Annotated in this window: 23 protein-coding genes; 11 read left to right on the top strand and 12 right to left on the bottom strand. The window is 65.5% G+C overall.

The genetic code is table 11. The features are described from left to right. Positions 1 to 17: 17 nt before the first annotated feature. The 5 genes from kdsB to VSO01S_RS00645 are packed head-to-tail and all read right to left on the bottom strand — an operon-like array spanning position 18 to position 3,017. Entirely contained in the window at positions 18 to 785 is a 768-nt protein-coding gene (gene kdsB, locus VSO01S_RS00665) for a 3-deoxy-manno-octulosonate cytidylyltransferase (RefSeq protein WP_068639864.1), read from the bottom strand. A 5-nt stretch (positions 786 to 790) separates the two neighbouring features. Then, positions 791 to 973 (bottom strand): Trm112 family protein, encoded by a 183-nt coding sequence (locus tag VSO01S_RS00660; RefSeq protein WP_068639863.1) that lies wholly within the window; start codon positions 971 to 973, stop codon positions 791 to 793. Further along, complete coding sequence (lpxK, locus tag VSO01S_RS00655; protein WP_068639862.1) at positions 966 to 1,958, bottom strand: tetraacyldisaccharide 4'-kinase; 993 nt, start codon at positions 1,956 to 1,958, stop codon at positions 966 to 968. The genes VSO01S_RS00660 and lpxK overlap by 8 nt, the downstream gene beginning before the upstream one ends. Next, the gene (locus tag VSO01S_RS00650; protein WP_068639884.1) at positions 1,934 to 2,359 is read right to left on the bottom strand and encodes an ExbD/TolR family protein; all 426 of its coding nucleotides are present in this window, start codon (positions 2,357 to 2,359) and stop codon (positions 1,934 to 1,936) included. Before VSO01S_RS00650 ends, lpxK begins: the two co-directional genes overlap by 25 nt. 25 nt (positions 2,360 to 2,384) lie before the next feature. Continuing rightward, positions 2,385 to 3,017 carry a MotA/TolQ/ExbB proton channel family protein gene (locus VSO01S_RS00645; RefSeq protein ID WP_068639861.1) on the bottom strand — a complete coding sequence of 211 codons (633 nt, stop codon included), beginning with the start codon at positions 3,015 to 3,017 and terminating at the stop codon, positions 2,385 to 2,387. Between the two features lie 318 nt (positions 3,018 to 3,335). Here VSO01S_RS00645 and xseA point away from each other — a divergent pair, with 318 nt between their 5' ends. Together xseA and VSO01S_RS00635 are read left to right on the top strand one after the other, a co-directional pair. Beyond that, the gene (xseA, locus tag VSO01S_RS00640) at positions 3,336 to 4,652 is read left to right on the top strand and encodes an exodeoxyribonuclease VII large subunit (protein ID WP_068639860.1); all 1,317 of its coding nucleotides are present in this window, start codon (positions 3,336 to 3,338) and stop codon (positions 4,650 to 4,652) included. Positions 4,653 to 4,710: 58 nt separating this feature from the next. Then, positions 4,711 to 5,292 (top strand): superoxide dismutase, encoded by a 582-nt coding sequence (locus tag VSO01S_RS00635; protein WP_068639859.1) that lies wholly within the window; start codon positions 4,711 to 4,713, stop codon positions 5,290 to 5,292. 78 nt (positions 5,293 to 5,370) lie between these two features. On the opposite strand, the gene VSO01S_RS00630 is transcribed toward VSO01S_RS00635, so the two are convergent. Both VSO01S_RS00630 and VSO01S_RS00625 read right to left on the bottom strand, forming a co-directional pair. Beyond that, on the bottom strand, positions 5,371 to 5,841 hold the full coding sequence (locus tag VSO01S_RS00630) for a DUF192 domain-containing protein (RefSeq protein WP_084241601.1): 471 nt from the start codon (positions 5,839 to 5,841) through the stop codon (positions 5,371 to 5,373). 145 nt (positions 5,842 to 5,986) lie between these two features. Beyond that, positions 5,987 to 6,307: a cell envelope biogenesis protein TolA gene (locus VSO01S_RS00625; RefSeq protein WP_068639858.1), complete on the bottom strand. Its 321-nt coding sequence runs from the start codon at positions 6,305 to 6,307 to the stop codon at positions 5,987 to 5,989. Between the two features lie 195 nt (positions 6,308 to 6,502). Here VSO01S_RS00625 and icd point away from each other — a divergent pair, with 195 nt between their 5' ends. From icd to sbcB, 5 genes are all read left to right on the top strand, one after another. Further along, positions 6,503 to 7,762: an NADP-dependent isocitrate dehydrogenase gene (gene icd / locus VSO01S_RS00620; RefSeq protein ID WP_068639857.1), complete on the top strand. Its 1,260-nt coding sequence runs from the start codon at positions 6,503 to 6,505 to the stop codon at positions 7,760 to 7,762. 164 nt (positions 7,763 to 7,926) lie between these two features. Beyond that, positions 7,927 to 8,286: an ATP-dependent Clp protease adapter ClpS gene (gene clpS, locus VSO01S_RS00615; protein ID WP_068639882.1), complete on the top strand. Its 360-nt coding sequence runs from the start codon at positions 7,927 to 7,929 to the stop codon at positions 8,284 to 8,286. Between the two features lie 54 nt (positions 8,287 to 8,340). Further along, positions 8,341 to 10,659, top strand: a complete 2,319-nt coding sequence (clpA, locus tag VSO01S_RS00610; RefSeq protein ID WP_068639856.1) for an ATP-dependent Clp protease ATP-binding subunit ClpA — start codon at positions 8,341 to 8,343, stop codon at positions 10,657 to 10,659. 95 nt (positions 10,660 to 10,754) lie between these two features. After that, positions 10,755 to 12,200 (top strand): cardiolipin synthase, encoded by a 1,446-nt coding sequence (cls, locus tag VSO01S_RS00605; RefSeq protein WP_068639855.1) that lies wholly within the window; start codon positions 10,755 to 10,757, stop codon positions 12,198 to 12,200. Between the two features lie 80 nt (positions 12,201 to 12,280). Continuing rightward, on the top strand, positions 12,281 to 13,735 hold the full coding sequence (gene sbcB, locus VSO01S_RS00600) for an exodeoxyribonuclease I (protein WP_068639854.1): 1,455 nt from the start codon (positions 12,281 to 12,283) through the stop codon (positions 13,733 to 13,735). A gap of 21 nt (positions 13,736 to 13,756) precedes the next feature. On the opposite strand, the gene VSO01S_RS00595 is transcribed toward sbcB, so the two are convergent. Beyond that, positions 13,757 to 14,320 carry a peroxiredoxin gene (locus tag VSO01S_RS00595; RefSeq protein WP_068639853.1) on the bottom strand — a complete coding sequence of 188 codons (564 nt, stop codon included), beginning with the start codon at positions 14,318 to 14,320 and terminating at the stop codon, positions 13,757 to 13,759. Positions 14,321 to 14,411: 91 nt separating this feature from the next. Between VSO01S_RS00595 and VSO01S_RS00590 the strand changes: the two genes are divergently transcribed. Beyond that, the gene (locus tag VSO01S_RS00590; protein ID WP_068639852.1) at positions 14,412 to 15,959 is read left to right on the top strand and encodes a phospholipase D-like domain-containing protein; all 1,548 of its coding nucleotides are present in this window, start codon (positions 14,412 to 14,414) and stop codon (positions 15,957 to 15,959) included. Positions 15,960 to 16,002: 43 nt separating this feature from the next. Here the strand turns inward: VSO01S_RS00590 and VSO01S_RS00585 are convergent, their stop codons facing one another. Continuing rightward, positions 16,003 to 18,495 (bottom strand): sodium-translocating pyrophosphatase, encoded by a 2,493-nt coding sequence (locus tag VSO01S_RS00585; protein WP_068639851.1) that lies wholly within the window; start codon positions 18,493 to 18,495, stop codon positions 16,003 to 16,005. Positions 18,496 to 18,752: 257 nt separating this feature from the next. Here VSO01S_RS00585 and ppa point away from each other — a divergent pair, with 257 nt between their 5' ends. Further along, a complete protein-coding gene (gene ppa / locus VSO01S_RS00580) occupies positions 18,753 to 19,280 on the top strand; it encodes an inorganic diphosphatase (protein ID WP_068639850.1) in 528 nt (175 codons plus the stop codon). A gap of 140 nt (positions 19,281 to 19,420) precedes the next feature. Here ppa and VSO01S_RS00575 read toward each other — a convergent pair whose 3' ends face one another. Both VSO01S_RS00575 and VSO01S_RS00570 read right to left on the bottom strand, forming a co-directional pair. Next, positions 19,421 to 20,617, bottom strand: coding sequence for a GNAT family N-acetyltransferase (locus tag VSO01S_RS00575; protein WP_068639849.1), 1,197 nt, complete (start codon positions 20,615 to 20,617; stop codon positions 19,421 to 19,423). A gap of 2 nt (positions 20,618 to 20,619) precedes the next feature. Continuing rightward, a complete protein-coding gene (locus VSO01S_RS00570) occupies positions 20,620 to 21,561 on the bottom strand; it encodes a DMT family transporter (RefSeq protein WP_084241600.1) in 942 nt (313 codons plus the stop codon). Between the two features lie 107 nt (positions 21,562 to 21,668). Between VSO01S_RS00570 and VSO01S_RS00565 the strand changes: the two genes are divergently transcribed. Then, positions 21,669 to 23,357 (top strand): NAD+ synthase, encoded by a 1,689-nt coding sequence (locus VSO01S_RS00565; RefSeq protein WP_068639848.1) that lies wholly within the window; start codon positions 21,669 to 21,671, stop codon positions 23,355 to 23,357. Continuing rightward, on the top strand, positions 23,354 to 23,692 hold the full coding sequence (locus VSO01S_RS00560; protein ID WP_068639847.1) for a P-II family nitrogen regulator: 339 nt from the start codon (positions 23,354 to 23,356) through the stop codon (positions 23,690 to 23,692). Before VSO01S_RS00565 ends, VSO01S_RS00560 begins: the two co-directional genes overlap by 4 nt. A 138-nt stretch (positions 23,693 to 23,830) precedes the next feature. Here VSO01S_RS00560 and VSO01S_RS00555 read toward each other — a convergent pair whose 3' ends face one another. Then, positions 23,831 to 24,433 (bottom strand): LOG family protein, encoded by a 603-nt coding sequence (locus VSO01S_RS00555; RefSeq protein ID WP_068639846.1) that lies wholly within the window; start codon positions 24,431 to 24,433, stop codon positions 23,831 to 23,833. Positions 24,434 to 24,466 lie beyond the last annotated feature (33 nt).

The raw sequence follows: 24,466 nt of genomic DNA, 5'->3' as shown, positions 1-24,466 counted from the left end.
TAGTGCCCTTGGGGCGTTCAGGCGGCCAGAAGCCGCCGCACCCGCTCGAGGTCTTCCGGCGTGTCGACGCCCGGGCCCGGTGCGTGGTCGCTGATGTGCGCCACGATGCGATGCCCGTGCCAGAGCGCCCGGAGCTGTTCCAGCGCCTCGCTGGTCTCGATGGGCGCCGGCGGCAGCTTGGGAAACTGCCTCACGAAGCCCGCGCGATAGCCATAGATGCCAATGTGCCGCCACGGGGCGGGCGAGGGCAGGGCCTTGAAGCCTCCCTCGGCGTACCCGTCGCGCCACCACGGAATGGGTGCGCGGCTGAAGTACAGCGCGGTGCCGCGCGCATCCAGCACCGCCTTCACGACATTGGGATTGAGGAATTCGGCCAGGTTGTCGATGGCATGGACGGCGGTGCTCATGTCCGCATCGGCACGGTCCGCCAGGGCCTGCGCCACGGCATCGATGAGAGACGCTTCGATCAGCGGCTCGTCTCCCTGCACGTTGACCACGATCGCGTCGTCGGCCAGGCCCAGCTTCTCGCAGGCCTCGGCCAGGCGGTCGCTGCCGCTGGGATGGTCCTGGCGGGTCAGCAGGGCTTCGACGCCGTGTGCGGCGCAGGCCTTGGTGATGCGCTCGTGGTCGGCGGCGACCACCACGCGCGCCGCCCCGGACTGCCGGGCGCGCTGCGCCACCCGCACCACCATCGGCAGGCCGGCGATATCGGCCAAGGGCTTGTCCGGCAGGCGGGTGGATGCCAGCCGCGCCGGAATCAGCACCACGAAATCGCGTGTCGCCATGGCGATCAGAGACCCAGCTCTTCGTCGGTGAGTTCGCGCGCCTCGTTTTCAAGCAGGACCGGGATGCCGTCGCGTACCGGGTAGGCCAGCCGCGCACTGCGCGACCACAGTTCCTGCTTGGCGGCATTCCAGGTGAGCGGGCCCTTGGTGACGGGGCACACGAGCAGTTCGAGAAGCTTGCTATCCATCGAGCGATGATAGCTTTGCGTCCAGCGCCTGGAAGAAGGCCGGCTCGGGTTCGAAGACCAGCGGCACCGCCAGCGCATCCGGCTGCACCTGCCAGAGCTTGGCGGCGTCCTTTTCGGTGCACAGCACCGTGGTGCCGGCCGGGGGCGGTGCCCAGTCCTTGAAGTCGTGGTGATCCGGCAGCGCCCTGCAATCCTCGGCAGTGATGCCCGCGGCCCGCAGCATGTCGAAGAACCCCTGGGGCTTGGCGATGGCCGCCACCGCGAGGATGCTGCGGCCAGCCAGGGTGGCCAGCGGCACCTTGTTGCCATCCCGGTCGACCGCCGCGCCGGCCAGCGCGCGGCGCGCGCGAAATCCTGCGAAGGCGGGTTGATCGCCCGTGTGGAGAACCAGGTCACAGCGGCGCGGCCAGGATTCGCGCAGCGGGCCGGCGGGCAGCAGCCAGCCGTTGCCGATGCCGCGGTCGTCGAACACGCAGATTTCCACGTCGCGCGCCAGGGCGAGGTGCTGCAGGCCGTCGTCGCTCACGATGAGCCGCGTCTGCGGGTGCGCCGCCAGCAGCGCGCGGGCGGCTTCGATGCGCTTGCGCGCGACGAAGGTGGGGGCGCCGGTGGCATGGCGAATCAGCAGGGGCTCGTCGCCCGTGTCCTGCGGTGCACTGGATGCCAGCACTTCGCGACAGTCGTCGGTGGCGCGTCCAAAGCCGCGCGACACCACGCCCACGGCCATGCCGCGCGCCTGCAAGTGCCGCACGATCGCGATGACCGAGGGCGTCTTCCCGGCGCCGCCGGCCACCACGTTGCCCACGATGACCACCGGCACCGCCGCGCGCTCGCTGCGCAGAATGCCGGTGCGGTACAGCGCCCGGCGCGCGACCGCCAGGGCGCTGAACAGCAGGGAAAGCGGCCACAGCAGCCGCGCAGTGGCGCCGCGTTCGAGCCAGGCGCGCTGCAGGTCCAAGGCTACTGTCTGGCCTGGGCGGCCGATTGGGTGGCGAAGGTGATCTGCATCAGGCCGGCACGCCGTGCGCCTTCCATGACCGTGATCACCGACTGGTGCGCGGCGCTGGCATCGGCGCTGATGATCACCACGTGATCCTTGCCGTCGTTCGCGGCGGCACCCAGGGCGGCGGCAACGGCTTCCACGCCGCGTTCCGGCAGGGCGGTCTTGTTGACAACGTAGCGGCCGTCCGAGGAGATCGAGACGATGATCTCCTTCGGGTAGTCGCGTTGTGCCTCCGCGTCGGCCACGGGCAGGCGCAGTTGCATTTCGGTGAACTTGCTGTAGGTGGTCGACAGCATCAGGAAGATCAGGATCACCAGCAGCACGTCGATGAAGGGAATCAGGTTGATCTCCGGCTCATCGCGCGAGCCGTGGCGGAAATCCATCGAGGTCTTGCGCTTCACGAAAAGCCTAGCCTCGCAGCATTTCCAGGTGGCGGGCGAAGCGCTCGCTCGCCAGCTCCAGGTTCAGCAGGTATTCGTCCACGCGGCTGCGGAAGTAGCGCCAGAAGATCAGGGTGGGAATGGCCACGATCAGGCCGAAGGCCGTGTTGTACAGCGCGATCGAGATGCCGTGGGCCAGCTGTGCAGGATTGCCCGAACCGACTGCGCCACCCGCGGGCGATTGGGAGCCGAAGATCTCGATCATGCCGATCACCGTCCCCAGCAGGCCCAGCAGCGGCGCCGCCGAGGCAATGGTCGCCAGGGCCGCCAGGTACCGCTCCAGCTTGTGCGCCACGGTGCGGCCGGTGGCCTCCATGGCGGCACGGATGTCGTCGTCGGTGGAGCGCGGGTTGGCATTCAGCGCCCGGAAGCCGGCTGCAAGAACCTCGCCGAGCGAGGAGTTGCGTTCGAGCTTGGCCACGGCGTCAGGTGCCGGCACCGCATTGCGCGACACGTTGATGGCTTCGTCGAGCAGCTTGGGCGGCAGCACACGATTGGTCTTGAGGGAGGTAAAGCGCTCGATGACGAGTGCCAGCGCCAGAACGGAACACAAGAGCAGGGGCCAGATCGGCCAGCCTGCAGCAACTATGATCGAAAACAAAGAGCCCTCCGGCGCTGTAAAAGAATGCAAATGCGCGGCGATTATCCACCGCGCCATTGCGCTTCACGCAAGCCTTCAATCCCTGTTGTGCAGCGCACAGAATCTGTTGATAACTTTGTGATTAACTGGCTGGAGAACCCCGCCAGACCCGCATGTGCCGGGCTTCCGATTGGATCGAGTGAATTTTGAGCAGTCATTTCTGCAATGGAATCAAGGGCTTGCACGAGAACATGGCCTGTGCATGCCGTCCAGGCGCTGAGACAGTCAGTGGGGCGAACCCTTGTGGAAGAGTGCTTCCCCAGGCCAGCGGAATTTGGTATGGCGAATAACGTTCGCGCCTACAACGGCCCGCGCGTATGGGGTGTCGGGGCCTTGTGCCATGCGGTGGCCGATGCGATCGATGCGCGTTTCAATCCCGTGGCCGTGCGCGGCGAGATCTCGGGCTTTTCGCGAGCCGCCAGCGGGCACTGCTATTTCGCGCTGAAGGACGACACGGGGCAGTTGCGCTGCGCAATGTTCAGGCGAGCGGCCAGCCTGCTGGACTTCAACCCGCGCGACGGCGACCAGGTGGAAGTGCGCGGCCGGCTGGCCGTGTACGAGCCCCGGGGCGATCTCCAACTGGTGGTGGAAAGCCTGCAGCGCGCAGGGCAGGGTGCGCTGTTCGAGCAGTTCCTGCAGCGCAAGGCCCGCCTGGAGGCGCAGGGCTTGTTCGACCCGGCCCGCAAGCGAGCGCTGCCGACGATGCCGCGTTCGATCGGCGTGGTGACCTCGCTCGGCGCGGCTGCCTTGCATGATGTGGCGACTGCGCTGCGGCGGCGCGTGCCGCACATCCCGGTCGTCATCGCGCCGGCTGCGGTGCAGGGTGCAGGCGCGCCGTCCGAACTGGTCCGGGCATTGCGCGGCCTGTACGCGCTGGAACCGGCGGTCGACGTGATCCTGCTGGTGCGGGGCGGCGGCTCCATGGAAGACCTCTGGGCCTTCAACGACGAGGTGCTGGCGCGCGTCATCGTCGAAAGCCCGGTGCCCGTGGTGAGCGGGGTCGGACACGAGACCGATTTCACCATTGCCGATTTCTGTGCCGACCTGCGGGCGCCGACGCCGACGGCGGCGGCCGAACTGGTGTCGGCACCGCGCGACACCTGGCTGGGCGCGCTCGACTTGATGGAGGAGCGGCTGGACGATGCCCTGGCCACGCGCCTGGACAGCCTGGGCCAGCGGCTGGACCAGGCGGCCGCACGCCTGGGGAGGCCCTCGGGCCTGATCGCGCGAGCGCAACTGCGGTGCTCGCACCTGGCGCAGCGAATGCACTTCGGCGCATTGTCGAAGCTCGAGCGCCTGGCCCAGGTGCAGCAGCGGCTGGATGACCGCTTGCCCCGCGCGCTGGCACAGTCACTTGGCGATCAGCATCGGCGCCTTGCGCAGGCCGATACCCACCTGCAACTGCTCGATCCTTCGCTGGTCCTTCAGCGCGGCTATGCGTGGCTCTCGGATGCACAGGGCCATGCATTGACCAGTGTCGACCAACTCACGCCCGGTTCCACCGTTCGCGCCCGCATGGCAGACGGCCAGGCGCGCTTGAATGTGCTCGATGTCGAAAAAACGCGGCACGGTACTACAGGCAAGGCCAATGAATAGTTTCTAGAATGCGCGCTTTCACGTCGACATCATCATCAACCCTCCACGAGAAATAGATATGGAACACGTTCTTCCTCCCCTTCCGTACGCCCTCGACGCACTGGCGCCCGAATACTCCAAGGAAACCATGGAGTACCACTACGGCAAGCACCACAACGCTTACGTCGTGAACCTGAACAACCTGCAAAAGGGCACCGAGTTCGAGAGCATGACGCTGGAGGAGATCGTCAAGAAGTCCAGCGGCGGCATCTACAACAACGCGGCCCAGATCTGGAACCACACCTTCTTCTGGAATTGCATGAAGCCGCAAGGCGGCGGCGCACCCACCGGTGCCCTGGCCAAGGCCATCGACGCCAAGTGGGGCAGCTTCGACGCCTTCAAGGAAGCCTTCGTGAAGTCCGCCGTGGGCAACTTCGGCTCGGGCTGGACCTGGCTGGTGAAGAAGCCTGACGGCAGCGTCGACATCGTGAACACCGGCGCCGCCGGCACGCCGCTGACCACCGCCGACACCGCGCTGCTGACGGTGGACGTCTGGGAGCACGCCTACTACATCGACTACCGCAACCTGCGCCCCAAGTTCGTCGAGACCTTCCTGGCCAAGCTGGCCAACTGGGATTTCGCGGCCAAGAACTTCGGCTGATCGCGCCAGGCAGCACCGGGCGAATAGCCAAAAGCAAAAAGCCGGCTTGATGCCGGCTTTTTGCTTTTCGAAAGATTTTCAGCGAGCGGGCTGGAACGGCTTGCCGGTGAGGTGGAAGCCTTTCTTGATGTTCTTCTTGGCGAACCAGCCCTGGTTCATTTCCAGCACGTAGCGCACCGGCTCTTCGGAGCAATGGTTGTCGGTGGTCTGTGGCTTCATGTCCACCAGGTTCACGATCCGGCCGTCGTCGGCCACGAAGGCGGCGGTGAGCGGCAGCAGCGTGTTCTTCATCCAGAAGCACTGCGGCGAGGCTTGCTCGAAGACGAACAGCATGCCCTCCTGCTGGGGCATTTCCTTGCGGTACATCAGCCCGATTTGGCGCTCGAGGGGAGCCGCTGCGACCTGGGCATCAATTTGGTACATGCCGGCGTTGATCCGAACGCGCGGCAGGTCCATCTGCGGCTCGCCCGTACCTTGGGCGATGGCGGCAGACTGTAGAAAAAAATTAACCAGAACGACGAGAGGCAGGAAAAAGGTGCGGGGCGACATCGCAAAACCAGGAAATGACGGCTGGCGTATATCGATGGCGAGCTTAGCGCCAAATTGCCAGCGCGGAGCCGAGACAATCTGAAAGGAATGAGTACACAAATAAAAAAGCGCCCCGGAAGGCGCTCTTTTGAAAGCGAGGAGCGAATTACTTCGCGCCGGGCATGTCGGGAGTGCCGCCTTGCGTGGTCTTGGCGCGGCCCGGCTTGCGCTGGTCGCGCGTCTGCTTGCGAGCTTCGCCAGCGGCGGTGGCCTTGTCATTGCCGACGACAGCCGATTCGGACGATGCGGCGGTGTCGCCGCCCGACTTGCGGACCTGGCCTTGCGGCTTGGCGTTCTTGCGGGCTTCCGCGCGCTGCTGCGACTTGGTGTTCAGGTTGCCCTGTTCGGCCGTTTGGCCGGCCGGGTTTTGCGCGTAGGCGCCAGCGGCGAACAAGCCGGCAATCATCACTGCGAGTACTTTGCTCATTGTCGAATTCCTCATTGGAAATGGTTTCGAGACGCCTCCCGGGGGAACAGAAGGTTCGTCAACAACGGGCCTGGCAGGCCATGGGTTGACAGTCCGCTATCCCCGGTTGCGTCTAAAATTCTAAGGCTATTCTTTAGCTGGCCGGAGCAATGTGTTGTCCGTAGCCATCAAAATTTGTCCGGAGCCTAACCCCTCATGTCTGCTTATCAGCACATCAAAGTCCCGACCGAAGGCCAGAAGATCACGGTCAATGCTGACAATTCGCTCAATGTGCCCGATCAACCCATCATTCCGTTTATCGAGGGAGACGGAACCGGCCGTGATATCACCCCGGTGATGCTGAAAGTGGTGGACGCAGCCGTCGCCAAGGCCTACGGCGGCAAGCGCCGCATCCACTGGATGGAGGTTTTCGCCGGGGAGAAGTCGACCAAGGTCTACGGCCCGGACGTCTGGTTGCCCGATGAAACGCTTCAGGCCGTGCGCGAGTACGTCGTGTCGATCAAGGGCCCGCTGACCACGCCGGTGGGTGGCGGCATCCGCTCCCTCAACGTGGCGCTGCGCCAGGAGCTCGACCTGTACGTCTGCCTGCGCCCGGTGCAGTACTTCGAGGGCGTGCCCAGCCCGGTCAAGGAGCCGCAGAAGACCAACATGGTGATCTTCCGCGAGAACTCCGAGGACATCTACGCGGGCATCGAATTCGAGGCTGAGAGCGACAAGGCCAGGAAGCTCATCAAGTTCCTGCAAGACGAATTCGGCGTCAAGAAAATTCGCTTTCCGGCTACCTCCGGCGTCGGCGTCAAGCCGGTCTCGCGGGAGGGCACCGAGCGCCTGGTGCGCAAGGCGATCCAGTACGCCATCGACAACGACAAGCCCAGCGTCACCCTGGTGCACAAGGGCAACATCATGAAGTTCACCGAAGGCGCCTTCCGGGACTGGGGCTACGGCCTGGCAGCCAAGGAATTCGGCGGCGAACTGATCGACGGCGGCCCCTGGATGAAGGTCAAGAACCCGCGCACGGGCAAGGACATCACCATCAAGGACAGCATCGCCGACGCCTTCCTCCAGCAGATCCTGCTGCGTCCGGCCGAATACAGCGTGATCGCCACGCTGAACCTGAACGGCGACTACATCTCCGACGCGCTGGCGGCACAGGTGGGCGGCATCGGCATCGCTCCCGGCGCCAACATGAGCGACACCGTGGCCATGTTCGAGGCCACCCATGGCACGGCGCCCAAGTACGCCGGCAAGGACTACGTCAACCCGGGCTCGGAGATCCTGTCGGCCGAAATGATGCTGCGCCACATGGGCTGGAAGGAGGCGGCCGACCTGATCATCCGCTCGATGGAGCAATCCATCGCCAGCAAGAAGGTGACCTACGACTTTGCCCGCCTGATGGAAGGCGCCACGCAGGTCAGCTGCTCCGGCTTCGGCCAGGTGATGATCGAGAACATGTAGTCGTTCGGCCGCTTCTTCGGCCGATTGAATGCCGGTCCCTGCAGCCATGATTGGCTCCGGGGATTTTTCTTTTGGGGCCCGAAATTCCTCTTGATTTGTCGACAAGCCGCCACCAATTCGAATTGGGCCGGCACGGCCTCATCGTGCTCGATAGAATGATTTTCATGGCTACCCGAATCCCTCCCGTTCCCAAGACACCGCCGGCGACCAAGCCCGCGCGGGACGACGGTGACTCCGTGGTTCTGGAGCGCCGGCCGCAGAAGACCGCGCCCCCTCAGATGTACCAGGTGGTCATGCTCAATGACGACTACACCCCCATGGAGTTCGTGGTCGTGGTCATACAGGAATACTTCAACAAGGACCGGGAGACCGCCACCCAGATCATGCTCAAGATCCATCTGGACGGCCGCGGCGTCTGCGGGGTGTACTCCCGCGATCTGGCGGCCACCAAGGTCAATCAAGTGATGGAAGCGGCGCACCAGGCGGGGCACCCGCTGCAGTGCGTGAGTGAACCGGTTGAATAAGTGCGACTCCAACCCACTTAGTTAGATATTTACAGCAAGGCAAAAGGAAATCACATGATTGCCCAGGAACTGGAAGTCAGCTTGCACATGGCCTTCGTCGAGGCCAGGCAGCAGCGCCACGAGTTCATCACCGTGGAGCACCTGCTGCTCGCTTTGCTGGACAACCCGAGCGCCGCGGAGGTCTTGCGTGCCTGCTCGGCCAATATCGACGACCTGCGCGCGTCGCTCACCAACTTCATCAAGGACAACACGCCCCAGGTGGCCGGCACCGATGACGTGGACACGCAGCCCACCCTGGGCTTCCAGCGCGTGATCCAGCGCGCCATCATGCACGTGCAGTCCACCGGCAACGGCAAGAAGGAAGTCACCGGCGCCAACGTGCTGGTGGCCATCTTCGGCGAGAAGGACTCGCATGCCGTGTACTACCTGCACCAGCAGGGCGTCACGCGCCTGGACGTGGTCAACTTCATCGCCCACGGCATCAAGAAGAGCGACCCGCCCGAGCCTGCCAAGGGCAGCGACAACGGCGCCGGCGAGGGCGAGGAGGGCGGCGGCGAGAAGAACGAGAAGTCTTCCCCGCTGGAGCAGTTCACCCAGAACCTCAACCAGCTGGCCAAGGACGGCAAGATTGATCCGCTGATCGGCCGGGAATACGAGGTCGAGCGCGTCATCCAGATCCTGTGCCGCCGCCGCAAGAACAACCCGCTGCTGGTGGGCGAAGCCGGCGTGGGCAAGACGGCCATCGCCGAGGGCCTGGCCTGGCGCATCACCCAGGGCGAGGTGCCCGAGATCCTGGCCGAGTCCAATGTCTATTCGCTGGACATGGGCGCACTGCTGGCCGGCACCAAGTACCGCGGTGACTTCGAGCAGCGCTTGAAGGGCGTGCTCAAGTCGCTCAAGGACAAGCCCAACGCCATCCTGTTCATCGACGAGATCCATACGCTGATCGGCGCTGGCGCTGCCTCCGGCGGCACGCTGGACGCGTCCAACCTGCTCAAGCCGGCGCTTTCCAGCGGCCAGCTCAAGTGCATCGGCGCGACCACCTTCACCGAGTACCGCGGCATCTTCGAGAAGGATGCAGCGCTGTCCCGCCGCTTCCAGAAGGTCGACGTGGTCGAGCCGAGCGTGGCCGAGACGGTGGAAATCCTCAAGGGCCTCAAGAGCCGCTTCGAGGAGCACCACAGCGTCAAGTACGCCACCGCCGCATTGCAGGCGGCCGCGGAGCTGTCGGCCAAGTACATCAACGACCGCCACCTGCCCGACAAGGCCATCGACGTGATCGACGAGGCCGGCGCCGCGCAGCGCATCCTGGCGCCCACCAAGCGCAAGAAGACCATCGGCAAGACCGAGGTGGAGGAAATCGTCGCGAAGATCGCGCGCATTCCCCCGGCCAACGTCAGCAACGACGACCGCGGCAAGCTGCAGACGCTGGAGCGCGACCTCAAGAGCGTGGTGTTCGGCCAGGACAAGGCACTCGAAGTGCTGGCCGCCTCCGTCAAGATGGCGCGCTCGGGCCTGGGCAAGGGCGACAAGCCGATCGGCTCGTTCCTGTTCTCCGGCCCCACCGGCGTCGGCAAGACCGAGGCTGCCAAGCAGCTGGCCTTCATCATGGGCATCGAGCTGATCCGCTTCGACATGTCCGAGTACATGGAGCGCCATGCCGTCAGCCGCCTGATCGGCGCGCCTCCGGGCTACGTGGGCTTTGACCAGGGCGGCCTGCTGACCGAGGCCGTCACCAAGAAGCCGCACGCGGTGCTGCTGCTCGACGAGATCGAGAAGGCGCACCCGGACATCTTCAACGTGCTGCTGCAGGTCATGGACCATGGCACGCTGACGGACAACAACGGACGCAAGGCCGACTTCCGCAACGTCATCATCATCATGACGACGAACGCGGGTGCCGAGACCATGAACAAGGCGACCATCGGCTTCACCAACCCGCGCCAGGCCGGCGACGAGATGGGGGACATCAAGCGCCTGTTCACGCCCGAGTTCCGCAACCGCCTGGATGCGATCGTCAGCTTCAAGGCCCTGGACGAGCAGATCATCCTGCGCGTGGTCGACAAGTTCCTCTTGCAGCTGGAAACGCAGCTGGCCGAGAAGAAGGTGGAAGTCACCTTCACCGACGCCCTGCGCAAGCACCTGGCCAAGAAGGGCTTCGATCCGCTCATGGGTGCGCGCCCGATGCAGCGGCTGATCCAGGACACCATCCGCCGTGCCCTGGCCGACGAGCTGCTGTTCGGACGCCTGACCGAAGGCGGGCGCCTCACGGTCGATCTGGACGACAAGGACGAGGTGCTGCTGGACATCACGCCGCTGGCCAAGAAGGAAGGCAAGAACAGGCCCGAGGCGGAAGAAGCCGCGGCAGGCTGACGCATGTCTCCAGCCCGAAATCTTCGGGCTCCTCAAAAGGCCGGTAGCATTCGCACCGGCCTTTTTCTTTGGCCGCAACCTGAGCGAATCCATCCTTGACCCTGCCCGAGATCAGCGCCCAATGGAAGACCGGCCTTTCGCTGGCTTGGAGCGCCTATATCGCGGTGCTGTCGGTATGGATCGTGATGCAAAAGCGGGCGCCAGTGTCCACGGTGAGCTGGATTCTCTCGCTGGCGCTCATTCCCTTCCTGGGTTTCTTCATCTATTACTTCCTGGGGCCGCAGCGCCTGGTGAAGCAGCGCCTCAAGCGCCTGCGCAGCAAGGCCAGCGCCCACGCGCCGGCAGACCTGGCGTTCCTGCGGGAGGCGCAGGAGCGGGCGCCTCCCGCGCTGCGGCAGCTGGCGGCCCTCGGCAACGCCACCTGCGGCCTGCCGGTTTCCAGCGCGACCGGCGTGGAACTGCTGTCCGGCGGCGCCCGCACGTATGAGGCGATCTTTGAGGCGATCCGCAAGGCCGAGCACCACGTCCACCTCGAGTACTACATTTACGAGCCCGACCGCATCGGCACGCAGCTGCGCGACCTGCTGATCGAGCGCGCACGCGAGGGCGTGGCGGTGCGCCTTCTGATCGACGCCCTGGGGTCCAAGCGCATCGGCCGCAAGTTCATGGCGCCCATGCGCGAAGCCGGCATCGAAGTGGCCCTGTTCCACGACACGAAGATCGGCCGGCGCCTGCGTCCGGTGACCAACTACCGCACCCACCGCAAGATCGTGGTGTGCGACGGGCGTGTGGGCTTCACCGGCGGTGTGAACATCACCGACGAGGAAGACAAGCGCACGCGTCCGGACGCGTACCACGACGTGCACGTGCGCCTGGAAGGCAGCGTGGTGCGCTGGCTGCAGACCACCTTCCTGGAAGACTGGACCTATGCCACGGGCGATGTACCGCGCGACATCGATGCCGACCTGCCGCAACTGCTGCCGCGCGTGGAAGCGGGCGACATTCCGGTGCAGATCATCACCAGCGGGCCCGACTCGCAGCTCGAGGCCATTCATCGCATGCATGTGGCGGCCATCAATGCCTCCACGCAGCGGGCTTGGCTCACCACACCCTACTTCGTGCCGGGCGAGCCGGCGTTGATGGCGCTGACGAGTGCCGCCTTGCGGGGTGTGGACGTGCGCCTTCTGGTGCCGCGCCGCAGCGATTCGCTCGTCGTGAGCGCCGCGGCCCGCTCCTATTTCGAGGAGCTCATGGCCGCCGGCGTGAAGGTGTGGGAATACAAGGAGCGCATGCTTCACTCGAAGACGCTGGTGGTGGACGACAACTGCGCCATGATCGGCACGGCGAACTTCGACAACCGCAGTTTCCGGCTCAACTTCGAGGTCTGTGCCGTGGTCTACGGCCCCGAACTCGCGAAACCTCTGGCGGCCCAGTTCGAGACGGATCTGCACAGTTCGTCCGGCGTTCGCGGCCTGCGCAAGCAGCCGTTCATGCGCCGGCTGGGGGATTCGGTGGCGCGGCTTTTCTCGCCGCTGCTGTAGCGCCTCAACCGGTTTTTCGCACCCCTGGCGCTTGCGGCTATTCTTGCGGACCGGCCGAGCCTGGCCTTTTGTTGCAGCGCATGTCTTCTTCTCCCGATCTCACCTTCTTCTGGCACGACTACGAAACATTCGGGGTGCAGCCTCGGCGCGACCGGCCGGCCCAGTTTGCCGGCATCCGTACCGACGCACAGCTCAACGAGATCGGCGAGCCGCTCATGCTCTATTGCCAGCCGGCGCCGGACTATCTGCCCGATCCCGGCTCGTGCCTGCTGACCGGCATCACGCCGCAGCTGTGCCTGGAGCGGGGCGTGCCCGAGCACCAGTTCGCCGCCCGCATCGAGCGCGAACTGGCCCAGCCGGGCACGATCGGCGTGGGCTACAACACCATCCGGTTCGATGACGAGGTCACGCGCTTCCTGTTCTGGCGCAACCTCATCGACCCCTACGCACGCGAGTGGCAGAACGACTGCGGCCGATGGGACCTGCTCGATGTGGTGCGCCTGACTTATGCGCTGCGGCCCGAGGGCATCGAGTGGCCGAAGAAGCCGGACGGCTCGCCAAGCTTCAAGCTCGAAGACCTCACCCGCGCAAACGGCCTGGTGCACGAGGCCGCGCACGATGCGCTCTCGGACGTTCGCGCCACCATCGCCCTGGCCCGGCTCATCCGGTCCCGCCAGCCCAAGCTCTTCGACTTTGCGCTGGCGCTGCGCAAGAAGGATCGCGTGGCGACCGAGCTGAGTCTGCCCGCCGTCCAGGGCAGCGCCAAGCCCTTCCTGCATGTCTCGGGCATGTTCCCCTCCGAGCGCGGCTGCCTGGGCGTGATGTGGCCGCTGGCCAGCCATCCGAGCAATCGCAACGAATTGCTGGCCTGGGACCTGTCACAAGACCCCAGCGAACTGGCCAACCTGGACGCGGCCACCATCCGCGAGCGCCTGTTCACCCGCAGCGCGGATCTGCCGGAGGGCGTGACGCGCCTGCCCGTCAAGAGCGTGCACCTGAACAAGTCGCCCATGGTCGTGGGCAACCTGCGGACTCTCAACGACGTCATGGCCCAGCGCTGGGGCATCGACATGCAGCAGGCCATGCGCCATGCCGAACTGGCCATGCAACTTCCCGACATGAGCGCGATCTGGCCGGAGGTCTTCGCCCGTGCGAAGGAGGCCAGCCCTGACGTCGACGAAGACCTGTATGGAGGCTTTGTCGGCAATGGCGACAGGCGCCGGCTCGATCATCTGCGCGGCCTGTCGCCAGCCGAACTGGCCCGCTCGCGCAGTGGTTTCGACGATCCGCGGCTTGAAGAGCTCCTGTTCCGCTATCGCGCACGCAACTTTTCGGAAACCTTGTCCGAGGAGGAAGGGGAGCGTTGGCTGCGGCACCGGATCGCGCGACTGCTGGAAGGCGAGGGCGGTGCGCGCAACGTCGACGCCTACTTCGCGCAGATCGACCAGATGGCGCAGGAGGCCCAGGACGAACGGGCCGAAGAACTGCTCTCGCAGCTCTACGACTACGCCGAGGCGATCACGCCCTCGGAGTAGCCACTGCGCAGCGCGTGCCCGCTATTGCTTCTTGTCGCGGTTCGCGGACAGGTCCTTGACGGCCGACAGCATCTTTTCTACGTGCTTTTCCGGGTTGAGGCTTTGATAGATGAAGGCCACCTTCCCATCGGGCGCGATCACGTAGGACACACGGGTGGCATAGTCGGGCCGCGTCTGCATCAGGGCGTCGAAACCCTTGCTGATGCTCTTGGTGGCATCGGAAGCCACCGGAAACTTTCCCTGGCAGGTTTGACTCGAGAATTTGGACAGCGTCTCCAAGTCGTCGGTTGACACACCAATGACACTTGTGCCCAAAGCCTTGAACTCGTCGATGGCCTCGGCGAACGCATGGGCCTCGATGGAGCAGGCGGTGGAATAGGCGGCGGGAAAGAAATAAACCACAACCGGGCCCTTTGCGAGTTCCGACGCCAGCGAATAGGTGAAGGGCTTGCCGTCCAATGCAGCCGGAGCGCTGAACTTGGGCGCAGGCTCGCCAATGTCCAGGGCCGCCTGCGCTGGCAGGCAGACAGCAAATGCGGGCATCATCGCCAGCGCCGAGAAAAATTTCTTCAGAGGGAGCGTCATGGTCAGAGTTTCGCAGTGGATGAGGGGCATCTTATTCCCATGCCCGCCATCATGTACATCGCGCCGGAGGCGCCGAGGCTGGTTGCCCGGCATGCTGGGGGCACTGCTTGTTTCGTTCATGGCGGCGGGCTGCGGCAGCCTGCCGCCGCAGAAAGAAATGGCGCCCACCATGGCGCTGCCGGTGGACGAAAGCGGCGAGCTGGCCAAGATCGTGAAAGCGTCCAGTCCGCCGGAAGAACACAGCGGTTTCCGTCTGATGCCGCTGGGCGTGTATTCGCTGGATGCACGGATCGAGCTGGCCAAGCGCGCGAAGCGTTCGCTCGACCTGCAGTACTACGTGTTCGAGAACGACGGCACCGGCCGCCTGCTGATGCGCCATCTGAAGGACGCCGCCCTGCGTGGCGTGCGCGTGCGCCTTCTGGTGGACGATCTCTACACGGTCGACAGCCAGCAGCTGCTGCTGGCCTTGTCGCAGACGCCCAATGTGGAGGTGCGGCTGTTCAATCCGTTCTGCTGCGGTCGCGATGGTCTGGTGAGCAAGTTCGCTGCCTCGCCGCTGGAGATCGGGCGGTTGAACCATCGCATGCACAACAAGCTCTTCATCGCCGACGCGGTGATGGGGGTGGCGGGCGGGCGCAACATTGCCGACGAGTACTTCACCCTCAACACATCGCAGAACTTCGTCGACATGGACGCGATGTTCATGGGCAAGGTCGTCGCGCAGCTCGAAGGCATCTTCGACGACTACTGGAACAGCGAGGAGGTCTACCCCATCGCCTCGATCGTGGCGCCGCACACCGGCCACGTGGCCATGCGACAGGAGTTCGACGAGCATGTGAACATGGCCGCGCCGCCGCCGAAGATCGTGCTGCCGCCGACGGACGTCCTGGGCTACGGCCCGATCGGCGAAGAGCTGGATGCCGGTCGCATCGGCATGATCTGGGGCCAGGCCCACGCGGTGGCCGACCCTCCCGCCAAACTGCGCTCGATGACCGCGGACGAGGCGTACGCCACCAGCGTCAACGCGCGGGTCTGGGCGCAGCTGATGGATGCGGGAAGCGAGGTCCACATGACCTCCCCCTACCTCGTGCCCGGGACGCGCGGCATGGAGGCCATCGAGGAGTTGCGTTCGCGCGATGTGAAAGTGACTCTGCTCACCAACTCGCTTGCTGCCAACGATGAGCCGCTGGTGCATGGCGGCTACGCACGCTACCGCGAGCGCCTGCTCGGCAGCGGTGTGGACCTTTACGAGCTGAGCCCCGCCCGCACCACGAAGAACAAGCGCCTGGGCACCTTCGGCACATCGCTTGGCCGCCTGCACGCCAAGACGGCGGTGATCGACAGGCAGAAGGTGCTGCTGGGCTCTGTCAACCTCGATCCGCGCTCGGCCACTTCGAACACCGAACTGGGCATCGTGATCGACAGCCCGCGCCTGGCGCGCGAACTGCTGCGGGTCATCAACATCAGCAAGCTCGAAAGCGCCTACCGGCTGCGCCTGACGGCCGACAGGTCCACGATCGAATGGCTGTCGACCGACGGGGACGGCGAGATCGTCCTCTCCTACGAACCCGAGTCGACCTGGACCCAAAGGCTCTACAACACGCTGCTCAGCCCGCTGGTGCCGGAGGACCTTCTCTAGGTGGCCTGGAACTGCGCCGGGTCGTAGAAGACTTCTTTGAAGTCTATTTCAGGACGGTAACCTCGACGCGGCGCGCCTGGTCCGGCGTTCCGTCCGCCTGCATCTGCTCTGGCTTGACGAGCTGGACATTGCCCTCCGGTGCGCCCGCGTTCCTGAGCGCCTGCGCCACATTCATGGCCCGCTGCTTGGCAAGTTCCGCGTTGATGGCCGCACCGCCAACGGCATCGTGAAAGCCGCTGACCTGAACCTTGCGGCCTGCCTTGGCGGCGGCGACAGCGTTGGCCAGCGCAGCGTCGGCATTCGGTGCCAGATCGGCCTTGCCGGTCTGGAAGTAGAACTTGACCACGTCGTTCTCGACCTTGATGCTTGCCTCGTCCGCGCCCGGCTTGCTGTCGGGCGTGGACGGCGCAGCAACCGGCGCTGGTGCCGGCGCTGCCAATGCCGATCCGCGCCCCGCCGCGCCCTCCGCGCCGGGGTGGAACTGGATCACCAGCGGCACGATGAGCAATGCCACGATGTTGATGATCTTGATCAGCGGGTTCACGGCCGGGCCGGCGGTGTCCTTGTAGGGGTCGCCCACGGTGTCGCCGGTGACAGCGGCCTTGTGCGCCTCGCTGCCCTTGCCGCCGAAGTTGCCGTCCTCGATGTACTTCTTCGCGTTGTCCCACGCGCCGCCGCCGGTGCACATGGAGATGGCCACGAACAAGCCGGTGACGATGGTGCCCATCAGCAGGCCGCCCAGTGCCTTCGGGCCCAGCAGCAGGCCCACGACGATCGGAACCAGCACCGGCAGCAGCGAGGGGATCATCATCTCCTTGATGGCGGCCCCCGTCAGCATGCCCACGGCGCGGCCGTACTCGGGCTTGCCGGTGCCTTCCATGATGCCGGGGATCTCGCGGAACTGGCGGCGCACTTCCTCCACCACCGAGCCGGCTGCGCGGCCCACCGCCTCCATGGCCATGGCGCCGAACAGGTAGGGGATCAGGCCGCCGATGAACAGGCCGACGATGACCAGCGGATCGGACAGGTTGAAGCTGATGGCGCTGCCGTAGCTCTCCAGCTTGTGCGTGTAGTCGGCAAAGAGCACCAGCGCCGCCAGGCCGGCGGAGCCGATGGCGTAGCCCTTGGTCACCGCCTTGGTGGTGTTGCCCACGGCATCGAGCGGATCGGTGATGTCGCGCACGGAAGAGGGCAGTTCGCTCATCTCGGCAATGCCGCCGGCGTTGTCGGTGATCGGGCCATAGGCGTCCAGCGCCACCACGATGCCGGCCATGCTCAGCATCGAGGTGGCCGCCACCGCGATGCCGTACAGGCCCGCCAGCGAGTACGAAGCAATGATGGCCACGCACACGAAGATCACCGGCCAGGCGGTGGAGCGCATCGACACGCCCAGGCCCGCGATGATGTTGGTGCCGTGGCCGGTGGTGGAGGCCTGCGCCACGTGGCGCACCGGCTTGTACTGGGTGCCGGTGTAGTACTCGGTGATCCACACCAGCACGCCCGTCAGCGCCAGTCCGACCACGCAGGCGCCAAACAGGCGAAGCTGGCTGCCCGACTCGCGCACGGCGTTGTCCGGAATGAGCCACTGGGTGATGAACCAGAAGGCGATCAGCGAGAGGATGCCCGCCACCGCCAGGCCCTTGTAGAGCGCCGGCATCACATTGGTCATGCCCGGCGATGCCTTCACGAAGAAGCAGCCGATGATCGAGGCCACGATGGAGACCGCGCCCAGCGCCAGCGGATAAAGCACCGCGTTCATGGGCGCGGCCGCCACCATCAGCGCGCCCAGCACCATGGTGGCGATGATGGTCACCGCGTACGTCTCGAACAGGTCGGCCGCCATGCCGGCGCAGTCGCCCACGTTGTCGCCCACGTTGTCGGCGATCACCGCCGGGTTGCGCGGGTCGTCCTCGGGAATGCCGGCCTCCACCTTGCCCACGAGGTCGGCGCCCACGTCGGCGCCCTTGGTGAAGATGCCGCCGCCCAGGCGCGCGAAGATGGAGATGAGCGAGGAGCCGAAGGCAAATCCGATCAGCGGATCGAGCAGCTTGGCCAGGCTCTTGTCGGGTGTGAGCTGGCCATTGCCGACCAGGAACCAGAAGAAGCACGACACGCCCAGCAGGCCCAGGCCCACCACCAGCATGCCGGTGATGGCGCCGCCGCGGAAGGCCACGTCCAGTGCCGGCCCGATGCCTTGGGTGGCAGCCTGGGCGGTGCGCACGTTGGCGCGCACCGACACGTTCATGCCGATGAAGCCGCAGGCGCCCGAAAGCACCGCACCCACCACGAAGCCGACGGCCGTGGTCACATGTAGAAAGATGGCGATCAGGATGGCCAGCACGATGCCGACCATGGCAATGGTGCGGTACTGCTTGGCCAGGTAGGCCGCCGCGCCGGTCTGGATCGCCGCGGCGATCTCCTGCATCCGCGCGTTGCCTGCGTCCTTTGAAAGAATCCAACTGCGGGCCCAGACGCCATAGACGACGGCCAGAAGGCCGCACGCGATGGCGAGGATGAGAGGGGTGTTGCCAGTCATGCCTTGCTTCTCCAGAAAGTTCGTTTTGACTTGTGGAGACGAAGGCTCGTGTTCCGGTGCGCAACGCGTGTCGGGTTTGGAGCCTCCGCCGCGTTGCTTCCTCGACGCCGCCCCCGGTTGGCTGCGGGGGACGGCCGATTGGCCAACGACTGCAATTTACAGGCAAAAGCGACAATTGGTGTGAAGGGCCGGTGACGCGGAAAGTAAACTTGGGGTTTGTCCGCATCCCGTTAAAACCTTTCACTCACGACAAGACAATGGCCTTCGACAAAGTCTCCCCCGGCAAGCAGCTGCCCGACAACTTCAACGTCGTCATCGAAATCCCGATGAATTCCGACCCCATCAAGTACGAGGTGGACAAGGAATCCGGCGCGATTTTCGTCGACCGCTTCATGACCACGGCCATGTACTACCCGGCCAACTACGGCTACGTGCCGCAGACCCTGTCGGGCGACGGCGACCCGGTGGACGTGCTGGTCATCACCCCTTATCCGCTGCACCCGGGCGTGGTCGTGCCTTGCCGCCCCCTGGGCATCCTGATGATGGAAGACGAAGCCGGCGTGGATGGCAAGGTGCTGGCCGTGCCCACCACGAAGGTGCTGCCCATCTACAGCCACTGGAAGTCGGTGGACGACGTCAACCAGATGCGCCTGAAGGCCATCAGCCACTTCTTCGAGCACTACAAGGACCTGGAAGAGGGCAAGTGGGTCAAGGTGCTGGGCTGGGAAGGCATCGAGGCCGCCAAGAAGGAAATCCTGGACGGCGTCGCAAACTACAAGAAATAACCTTCGCCCGCCCCCAGGCTGCCCTTGCTTCGCAAGGTCCGCCAACCCCCTCACGGGGGCGCACTCTGCGGCCCGGCGAAGCCGGTTCCGCGAGTGCCCTGATGAAGAGAGAGCACGCACTTTGCGTGCTCTTTTTCGTTTCAGGTGTGGCGGAAGGGGCTGCGTTCGCCCAGGTGGTCGAGGTAGTTGTCGATGCCGGCGCCTTCGCGCTCCAGGAATCGCTCGACGGCGTCGGCAAACGCGGGGTGGGCGAGCCAGTGCGCGCTGGTGGTGCGCACCGGCATCAGGGCGCGGGCCATCTTGTGCTCGCCCTGGGCGCCGCCTTCGAAGCGGGACACGCCGTGCTCGATGCACCACTGCAGGGGCTGGTAGTAGCAGGCCTCGAAGTGCAGGCAGTCGACGCGCTCCAATGCGCCCCAGTAGCGCCCATAGGCCGCCTCTGGCGCGCCAGGATTTTTTCCGTCCTGAGACAGGGCGATGAGGCTGCTGGCCATCGGACGGCCCTCGCGTTCGGCGATGAAAAGGAGCCACGCCTCGGGCATGGTGCGGGCGACCTGCTGGAAGAAGTCCGGCGTCAGATAGGGCGGGTTGCCGTGCTCGCGATAGGTGCGGGCATAGCATCGGTAGAAGAAGGCCCAGTCCTCATCGCTGATGTCGTTGCCGCGCGCCCAGCGAAAGCGCACGCCCGCGTCCTGCACCTTGCGCCGCTCCTGCCGGATCTTCTTGCGCTTGTCGTGCGACAGGCTGGCCAGGAAGGAGTCGAAGTCCGTCCATTGCTGGACCGGGGCGCCGCCTGCCTCGTTCTTCCAGTGAAACTGCACGGTGTGGCGCAGCATGAGGCCGGCTTGCGCGCAGGCGGCAATATCCTCGTCGGCGCCAAAGAGCAGATGCAGCGAAGAAAGCTTCTCCTCTCCGCACCAGGCCACCAGCGCCTCGACCAGCAGCGCCCGGCTGGCCGCATCGCGCGCCAGGAGGCGGGTGCCTGGCACCGGCGTGAAGGGCACCGCGACAAGGCCCTTGGGATAGTACGCCAGCCCGTGGTCGTGATAGGCGTTGGCCCAGGCCCAGTCGAAGACGTATTCCCCGTAGGAGTGGTCCTTGAGGAAGAGCGGGCAGGCCGCCATCAGCGCCCTGCCGCGCCACAAGGTGAAGAAGCGCGGTGTCCAGCCGCTGGCCGCGGTCGCGCTGCCGCTGTCGTGCAACGCGGCCAGGTAGGCGTGCCGCATGAAAGGCGATGGCGCGGCCTGGGTGGCCAGCAAGGCATCCCACGCCGCCGCGTCGACCTCGGCCGGCGATGCGTGCACGCGGGCCAGGAACTCGTCGTTGCCCTTGGCCATGCTCAGGCTCGCCGATTTCCCAGTCGCTCGGCGATATAGATGCCGCCCAGCACCAGCGCCAGCGCGACCCCGTGGTAGAGCGAGATCGGCTCGCCCAGCACCAAAAGGGCCAGCAGCGGCCCGAAGATGGGCACCAGGTTGAGGAACACCCCCGCCCGGGCAGGTCCGATGATTCCCACGGCCTGGATGAAGGTGACTTGCGACACGAAGGAAGGCAGCAGCCCCACGAAGGCGATAACGACCCAGCCGCGTGCGCTCGGCCAGAAGAACTGGCCCGCCGCCACTTCAGCCGCCACCAGCGGCACCGAAACAAGGCAGGCCACCAGGGCCGTGGCGGCGAAGAACACGATGGCCGGTACCTCCGGCCGCCCGCGCAGGCCCAGCATGTAGCCGGCATAGAGCAGGCAGGCGACGATCATCCAGACGTCGCCGATGTTGAAGTCCAGCCCAGCCAGTTGCGCCAGGTTTCCGTGCGAAGCGACCACGGCAATGCCCGCCAGCGTGATCAGCACGCCCAGCCATTGCAGGGCACTCACCCGGTTCGAGAGGAAGAGCACGCTGCCGATCAGCACCAGCACGGGAATGGCGCCTTGCAGGATCGCGATGTTGATCGCCGTCGTGTGATGCGCCGCGGCGTAGAAGAGGGCATTGAAGCCGGTGAACCCCAGCGCGCCCATCAGCGCGATGGAGCGCCAGCGCGGCACCAGCACATGCCAGTGCGCCCGGATCGGTCCGCGGGCAAAGAGCAGCAGCGCCACGCAGGAGATGCCCCAGCGCATGAAGGTGAGGAACATGGGCGACACCTCGCCCACCGCCACCCGCGCGGCGACCGCGTTGGCGCCCCAGATGAGGGTGGTGAAGACCAGGAGCAGGTAGGCCTTGCTGGCCGGTGGGATGGCGTCGGCGTGAGCGAGGCCGGGGGAGGCGGAGGGACCGGAGGGCATTGGCCGCAAGCGTAGCAGTCCATGCGACAACGCGCCGGACAAGCCCGCGCAAAGCCTTGGGTCTGGGGGCGAATGACATAATCGTTGCAGTCTCGATTCCCCGTTCTATGACCCTCAAGATTGCCATCGCGCAGCTCAATTTCGTGGTGGGTGATCTGGCCGGCAATGCCCGCAAGATCATCGACGCGGCCCGCACGGCGCATGCGCAAGGCGCGCGGCTGCTGCTCACGCCCGAACTCTCGATCTGCGGCTATGCGGCCGAAGACCTCTTCCTGCGCCCGGCCTTCATCGCCGGTTGCGATGCGGCCGTACAGACGGTGGCGAAGGAACTCGCAGGGCTGGAAGGCATGACGGTCGTGGTCGGCCATCCCAGCGGCCACAGCGTGCGCAGCCGCTCCGTCGCGGTGCAGATGCGGCACAACGCGGCCAGCGTCATCCGCGAAGGCCGCATCCTCGAAACCTACGCCAAGCGCGAGCTGCCCAACTACCAGGTGTTCGACGAACGGCGCTACTTCACGCCGGGCGAAGGCAGCTGCGTCATCGAGGTGGGCGGCATCTCCGTGGGCCTGCTCATCTGCGAGGACGCCTGGTTCGACGCCCCCGCCGAACTGGCCAGGCGCGCGGGCGCCGAGGTGCTGGCGGTCATCAACGCCTCTCCGTACCACGTGGGCAAGGAGGGCGAGCGGGTGGCGCGCATGGCCGACCGGGCGCGATCCATCGGGTTGCCGGTGGTCTATGCGCATCTGGTGGGCGGGCAGGACGAGGTCGTGTTCGACGGCGCTTCCTTTGCGCTGCAGGCCGATGGGAGCACCGCTGTACAGGCCGCAAGCTTCAAGGAAGAAATCGTCTATCTCGAAGCGGCGCGCCAGGCTGGGGCGGTGAATCTGCTCGCCCAGCCCTTGCCGGCGCCGCGCACCGCATCGGCGCAGTTGTGGGACGCACTGGTTCTGGGCGTGCGCGACTACATCGGCAAGAACGGCTTTCCCGGCGCCATCCTGGGGCTGTCCGGCGGCATCGATTCCGCTTTGGTGCTTGCGGTGGCGGTCGATGCACTGGGCAAGGACAAGGTCCGCGCCGTGATGATGCCTTCGCCTTACACGGCCGACATCAGCTGGATCGACGCGCGCGAGATGGCCGGGCGCCTGGGCGTGCGCTACGACGAGATTTCCATCAAGAACACCTTCGAGTCCTTCAAGGCCGCGCTGGCCGGCGAATTCCAGGGGCTGCCCGAGGATGCGACCGAAGAGAACATCCAGGCGCGCATCCGAGGCACTTTGCTGATGGGCCTGTCGAACAAGTTCGGCTCCATCGTGCTGACCACCGGCAACAAGAGCGAGATGGCCACCGGCTACTGCACGCTGTACGGCGACATGGCCGGGGGCTTCGCGGTCATCAAGGACCTGCTCAAGACCACCGTGTTCGAGCTGGCGCGCTGGCGCAATGCCAACGATCCGTACGGCACCGGCGCGTCACCCATTCCCGAACGCATCATCACCCGGCCGCCCAGTGCCGAACTGCGCCCCGACCAGACCGACCAGGACAGCCTGCCGCCCTACGACGTGCTCGATGGCATCCTGGCGCGCTATATGCAAGACGACGAGAGCGTCGATGCCATCATCGCCGCCGGCTACGAGGCGAGCGTGGTCGAACGTGTGGTGCGCCTGATCAAGATCAACGAGTACAAGCGCCGCCAGGCGCCCGTGGGGATCCGCGTCACGCACCGCAGCTTCGGCAAGGATTGGCGTTACCCTATTACCAGCAAATTCAACGAAACCGCCGGGAGCACACCGAAATGAAGCAGATCACCGCCATCGTCAAACCTTTCAAGCTGGACGACGTGCGCGAGGCCCTCGCCGAAGTGGGCGTCACCGGCCTCACCGTCACCGAAGTCAAGGGATTCGGCCGTCAGAAGGGGCACACCGAGCTCTACCGCGGCGCCGAATACGTGGTCGACTTCCTGCCCAAGATGAAGATCGAGGTCGTCGTCAACGAAGGCGATGTCGAGCGCTGTGTCGACGCCATCGTGGGCGCCGCGCGCACCGGCAAGATCGGCGACGGGAAGATCTTCGTCACCAATGTGGAGCGCGTGGTTCGCATCCGCACGGGCGAGCAGGACGAAAGCGCGGTCTAGAAGGCCCCCCGGCTTTCACTCCCTTCGGTCGTGTAACTCCACCCCCCGAGGGGGAGACCCCACCTGGGGCCCGGCAAAGCCGGTTCCCCGGTGCGGGACTGGGTTTGCTCGGCTCGCTTCGCCTGGTGTTTTGGACGGTCAGATGTTTTCGGCCAGGCGATCGTCCTGGGCGTGTTTCGGGACGTCGGCGCGCAGGGCTTCCAGCAACTGGGTGGTTTCGGTGCCGGTGCGGATGAGGTCCATCTGCCATTCGCCCATGAAGCCGTCGCGCACGCTGTGGGCCAGGAAGCCGAGCATGGCGTCGTAGTAGCCGGCGGCGTTCAGCAGGCCTACGGGCTTGTCGTGGTAGCCGAGCTGGCGCCAGGTCCAGATCTCGAACAGTTCCTCGAAGGTGCCGATGCCGCCCGGCAGGGCCAGGAAGGCATCGGAGCGGTGCGCCATCATGGCCTTGCGCTCGTGCATGGTGTCCACCACATGCAGTTCGTCGCACAAGGGGTTGGCCAGTTCCTTGTCGACCAGCGCCTTCGGAATCACGCCGACCACGCGGCCGCCGGCGGTGCGGGTCGCTTCGGCCACCAGGCCCATCAGCCCGGTGCGGCCGCCGCCGTAGACCAACTGGCCGCGCTGCTGGCCGATCCATTGGCCCACGGCCTGGGCCGCAGCAGCGAATTCGGGGCGAGCGCCCGGACGAGAGCCGCAGTAGACACAGATGGAAAAAGGATGGGATGCGGGGGAATTCATCCCCCGATCATGCCGCCTTCTCAGGGCAGCCTG

The sequence above is a fragment of the Variovorax soli NBRC 106424 genome, from assembly GCF_001591385.1.
Classification (GTDB): domain Bacteria; phylum Pseudomonadota; class Gammaproteobacteria; order Burkholderiales; family Burkholderiaceae_C; genus Variovorax; species Variovorax soli.
Note: the sequence above shows the minus strand (reverse complement) of the source record. Positions and strands in the feature narration are given on the sequence as shown.

What these genes read in the sequence shown, in the direction of transcription:
- kdsB (WP_068639864.1), bottom strand. Translation starts at nt 785, where the DNA reads ATGGCGACACGCGATTTCGTGGTGCTGATTCCGGCGCGGCTGGCATCC.
- VSO01S_RS00660 (WP_068639863.1), bottom strand. Translation starts at nt 973, where the DNA reads ATGGATAGCAAGCTTCTCGAACTGCTCGTGTGCCCCGTCACCAAGGGC.
- VSO01S_RS00650 (WP_068639884.1), bottom strand. Translation starts at nt 2,359, where the DNA reads ATGGATTTCCGCCACGGCTCGCGCGATGAGCCGGAGATCAACCTGATT.
- xseA (WP_068639860.1), top strand. Translation starts at nt 3,336, where the DNA reads ATGGCGAATAACGTTCGCGCCTACAACGGCCCGCGCGTATGGGGTGTC.
- VSO01S_RS00635 (WP_068639859.1), top strand. Translation starts at nt 4,711, where the DNA reads ATGGAACACGTTCTTCCTCCCCTTCCGTACGCCCTCGACGCACTGGCG.
- VSO01S_RS00630 (WP_084241601.1), bottom strand. Translation starts at nt 5,841, where the DNA reads ATGTCGCCCCGCACCTTTTTCCTGCCTCTCGTCGTTCTGGTTAATTTT.
- VSO01S_RS00625 (WP_068639858.1), bottom strand. Translation starts at nt 6,307, where the DNA reads ATGAGCAAAGTACTCGCAGTGATGATTGCCGGCTTGTTCGCCGCTGGC.
- icd (WP_068639857.1), top strand. Translation starts at nt 6,503, where the DNA reads ATGTCTGCTTATCAGCACATCAAAGTCCCGACCGAAGGCCAGAAGATC.
- clpS (WP_068639882.1), top strand. Translation starts at nt 7,927, where the DNA reads ATGGCTACCCGAATCCCTCCCGTTCCCAAGACACCGCCGGCGACCAAG.
- clpA (WP_068639856.1), top strand. Translation starts at nt 8,341, where the DNA reads ATGATTGCCCAGGAACTGGAAGTCAGCTTGCACATGGCCTTCGTCGAG.
- sbcB (WP_068639854.1), top strand. Translation starts at nt 12,281, where the DNA reads ATGTCTTCTTCTCCCGATCTCACCTTCTTCTGGCACGACTACGAAACA.
- VSO01S_RS00595 (WP_068639853.1), bottom strand. Translation starts at nt 14,320, where the DNA reads ATGACGCTCCCTCTGAAGAAATTTTTCTCGGCGCTGGCGATGATGCCC.
- VSO01S_RS00590 (WP_068639852.1), top strand. Translation starts at nt 14,412, where the DNA reads ATGCTGGGGGCACTGCTTGTTTCGTTCATGGCGGCGGGCTGCGGCAGC.
- VSO01S_RS00585 (WP_068639851.1), bottom strand. Translation starts at nt 18,495, where the DNA reads ATGACTGGCAACACCCCTCTCATCCTCGCCATCGCGTGCGGCCTTCTG.
- ppa (WP_068639850.1), top strand. Translation starts at nt 18,753, where the DNA reads ATGGCCTTCGACAAAGTCTCCCCCGGCAAGCAGCTGCCCGACAACTTC.
- VSO01S_RS00575 (WP_068639849.1), bottom strand. Translation starts at nt 20,617, where the DNA reads ATGGCCAAGGGCAACGACGAGTTCCTGGCCCGCGTGCACGCATCGCCG.
- VSO01S_RS00570 (WP_084241600.1), bottom strand. Translation starts at nt 21,561, where the DNA reads ATGCCCTCCGGTCCCTCCGCCTCCCCCGGCCTCGCTCACGCCGACGCC.
- VSO01S_RS00565 (WP_068639848.1), top strand. Translation starts at nt 21,669, where the DNA reads ATGACCCTCAAGATTGCCATCGCGCAGCTCAATTTCGTGGTGGGTGAT.
- VSO01S_RS00560 (WP_068639847.1), top strand. Translation starts at nt 23,354, where the DNA reads ATGAAGCAGATCACCGCCATCGTCAAACCTTTCAAGCTGGACGACGTG.
- VSO01S_RS00555 (WP_068639846.1), bottom strand. Translation starts at nt 24,433, where the DNA reads ATGAATTCCCCCGCATCCCATCCTTTTTCCATCTGTGTCTACTGCGGC.